Origin of the sequence: uncultured Corynebacterium sp., from assembly GCF_947253065.1 — a bacterium.
GTDB lineage: Bacteria > Actinomycetota > Actinomycetes > Mycobacteriales > Mycobacteriaceae > Corynebacterium.
Genome location: NZ_CAMXWS010000081.1, coordinates 1 through 2,870, shown reverse-complemented (window position 1 = coordinate 2,870; position 2,870 = coordinate 1). Strand labels below are relative to the sequence as shown.

Genomic DNA, 2,870 nt, shown 5'->3' with positions numbered 1-2,870 from the left:
TCGCCTTGAGCTCCTGACGGCGCTCAGCGTAACGCGCGACGATCTCCTTGCGCTTCTCGTTCTTAGCGATCTTAGACTTCTTCGCCATTCTTATCGCTCCTCGCGGAATTCAACGTGCTTGCGCGCAACCGGGTCGTACTTCTTCAGAGTGATGCGATCCGGGTTGTTGCGCTTGTTCTTACGGGTTACGTAGGTGTAGCCGGTGCCCGCGGTGCTCTTGAGCTTGATGATCGGGCGGATATCGTTACGTGCCATGAGCTAGATCTTCTCCCCTCGGGCACGGATCTGAGCAACGACAGACTCAATACCGTCGCGGTCGATAATCTTCAGACCCTTGGTGGAAACGTTCAGCGTGATGGTACGGCCCTCAGAGGGCAGGTAGAAACGCCGCTTCTGCACGTTGGGGTTCCAACGACGCGAATGGCGGCGGTGCGAGTGAGACACGGTCTTGCCGAAAGACGGCTTCTTTCCCGTGACCTGGCAATGTGCCGACATTGGTTACTTCTTTCTCCTAGCCGCTTAAAGCCACGGAGACTATGAGGTGGACGCCGCACTCTTTAGCAGGTTATCGGCCGGAAATGTGAGGATGGCCGGGTGTGCTCGAGGGCGTCACAAGTCACCGGTTGACTAAGCGTAAACGTGTACTTCGACAACAGCGAGAGTAAACACTACACGCGCAAGGTCTCTTTTCATAATCGCTGCCTCGCTTATCGACGCCACGGTGATTTCGGAAAAACCATTACCGGCTGTAATATGTTTCGAGTTGTCCGCTAGGCATGTTTTCTAGCGTGGCGGATGAATGACCATTTCGAACCCAACTCAGGCACGATCCGGGAAAGTGCTCCCGGAACCGACCTGAAGTATCAATCCTGAGGGAAGCGAAGATGAAGAAAGATATCCACCCTGATTACCATCCGGTGATCTTCCAGGACGCAGGTACTGGCCACCAGTTCCTGACCCGTTCCACCGCTACTTCTGACCGTACGGCTGAGTGGGAGGACGGCAACGAGTACCCGTTGATCGTCGTTGACGTCACCAGCGAGTCCCACCCGTTCTGGACCGGCGCACAGCGTGTTATGGACACTGCTGGCCGCGTCGAGAAGTTCAACCGCCGCTTCGGTGGCATGGCCCGCCGTAAGAAGAAGTCCGCCAACTAATCGTGGTAAAGGAGGAAAGACACCATGGCAACACCGAAGTTCCGTAAGTCCCGTTCGAACACGCACCACCGCCGTTCGCAGTGGAAGGCAGACAATACTGCACTGCAGGAGGTCAAGGTCAATGGTCAGACCGTGCGTATCCCGCGCCGCCTGGTCAAGGCTGCTGAGCAGGGCCTGATTGACGTCGAGCAGTTCTAAGCTCGCAGGGTTTTAAAGCCCTAAACCGACAGCCGGTCACCCTTGTGTGGTGACCGGCTGTTTTCATGCCCAGGGCGGATTGTCATAATGGAACGCATGAAGATTCTGGTGGTCGATGACGAACAGGCAGTGCGTGAGTCCCTCCGTCGCTCGCTTAGCTTCAACGGTTACGACGTTGCGCTGGCACAGGACGGCATGCAGGCGCTGGAACTGATCGAATCGGAACAACCAGATCTGACCATCTTGGATGTGATGATGCCACGGCTCGACGGGTTGGATGTTTGCCGTGAGCTTCGCTCCAAAGGCTATGACCGTCCTATCTTGATGCTGACTGCGCGAGACGGCGTGGCTGAACGCGTAGCGGGCCTCGACGCTGGCGCGGATGATTATTTGCCGAAGCCTTTCGCTTTGGAGGAGCTGCTCGCACGAGTGCGCGCACTGCTGCGGCGCGCCCAAGCTGATGCGCTCGATCCGACACTTGGCAGCTCAGCTGAGTTGGTTTTTGATGACCTGCACCTAGATACCGTTACCCGCGATGTGCGTCGTGGTGATCGCAGAATCACACTGACCCGCACAGAATTCGCACTGCTGGAACTGCTGATGCGCAATGCGCGTCGCGTGTTGTCCCGCCAGACAATTCTTGAGGAAGTGTGGGGGCAGGACTTTCCATCGTCCGGAAATGCACTGGAGGTCTACATCGGTTATCTGCGCCGCAAGACTGAGGCAGGCGGTGAGGCACGTCTGATCCAGACCGTGCGTGGCGTGGGGTACGTGCTGCGGGAGACAACTCAGTGATCCTGCGGACCCTGAGCGAGCAGGTGGAGCGTCCAAGCTCTATTTCGCCCGTGCGAAGACGGATCGCGGCGGTCGGTTCTGTCTGCGTGGCTATCGCAATTGGTACAACTGCAGCAACGTCATATTTTGCTGTGTCTAATGAGATGCAGGAATATGAGATGCGTTCGATCAATACACGCGCTGTTGCTTTGCTGAAGCAGGCCGATAATGCGCACGGGGATGAGGAGGCGCTGCGGGAAGTCATCGATAAGTTCCGTGCTGATAACCCGGGCTTCCGTGCCGCTGTTTCGCCGAAGGAAAAAGCTGTTTTCGTGGGCGATGCGATTCCGGTCGACCGGATGGCCACTGCGGGCGCATCTCCTGACTGGTCCCATGTGGAATTTGGGCCGGAGGTTGTGGCAGTCCTTCGTGATGATGACGGAATGACTGTTGCTGTGGCACACAGCACCCAGGATTTCTATCGTGTGCAAAGCCGCCTACAAGCTACTTTGATCGGCATTGTCGGATTGGGCACGATCCTCGCGGCGGTCACCGGGCAGATCATTGCGCGCGCCACGGTGCGTCCCATCAGTAAGCTTCGCCGCTCTGTGGACAAGGTTTCCGCCGAAGAGACGCTGGAACCGATTGAGGTTGAGGGCAACGATGAATATGCACAGCTTGCCCGGTCCTTGAACACGATGATGGCCTCGCTCAAAGAATCGCGCGTGCGCCAGGCCCAAT

General features: G+C 57.2%; 6 protein-coding genes and 1 pseudogene. 4 read left to right on the top strand and 3 right to left on the bottom strand.

Features of this window, described 5'->3' with window-relative positions; translation table 11 throughout:
- The 3 genes and pseudogenes from Q0X21_RS10305 to rpmB form a co-directional block, all read right to left on the bottom strand.
- Positions 1–88 (bottom strand): annotated as a pseudogene (locus Q0X21_RS10305) (30S ribosomal protein S14); the annotation flags it as partial.
- A gap of 2 nt (positions 89–90) precedes the next feature.
- Positions 91–255, bottom strand: coding sequence for a 50S ribosomal protein L33 (rpmG, locus tag Q0X21_RS10300; protein ID WP_012359793.1), 165 nt, complete (start codon positions 253–255; stop codon positions 91–93).
- A gap of 3 nt (positions 256–258) precedes the next feature.
- Positions 259–495: a 50S ribosomal protein L28 gene (gene rpmB, locus Q0X21_RS10295; protein WP_075466037.1), complete on the bottom strand. Its 237-nt coding sequence runs from the start codon at positions 493–495 to the stop codon at positions 259–261.
- A gap of 389 nt (positions 496–884) precedes the next feature.
- On the opposite strand from rpmB, the gene Q0X21_RS10290 reads away from it, so the two are divergent.
- The 4 genes from Q0X21_RS10290 to Q0X21_RS10275 form a co-directional block, all read left to right on the top strand.
- On the top strand, positions 885–1,157 hold the full coding sequence (locus Q0X21_RS10290) for a type B 50S ribosomal protein L31 (RefSeq protein ID WP_297851769.1): 273 nt from the start codon (positions 885–887) through the stop codon (positions 1,155–1,157).
- Positions 1,158–1,181: 24 nt separating this feature from the next.
- A complete protein-coding gene (gene rpmF / locus Q0X21_RS10285) occupies positions 1,182–1,355 on the top strand; it encodes a 50S ribosomal protein L32 (protein WP_297851768.1) in 174 nt (57 codons plus the stop codon).
- A gap of 96 nt (positions 1,356–1,451) precedes the next feature.
- A complete protein-coding gene (locus tag Q0X21_RS10280) occupies positions 1,452–2,150 on the top strand; it encodes a response regulator transcription factor (protein ID WP_297851767.1) in 699 nt (232 codons plus the stop codon).
- The coding region (locus Q0X21_RS10275) for a HAMP domain-containing protein (RefSeq protein WP_297851766.1) at positions 2,147–2,870 on the top strand (724 nt) is incomplete at its 3' end. The genes Q0X21_RS10280 and Q0X21_RS10275, both read left to right, overlap by 4 nt.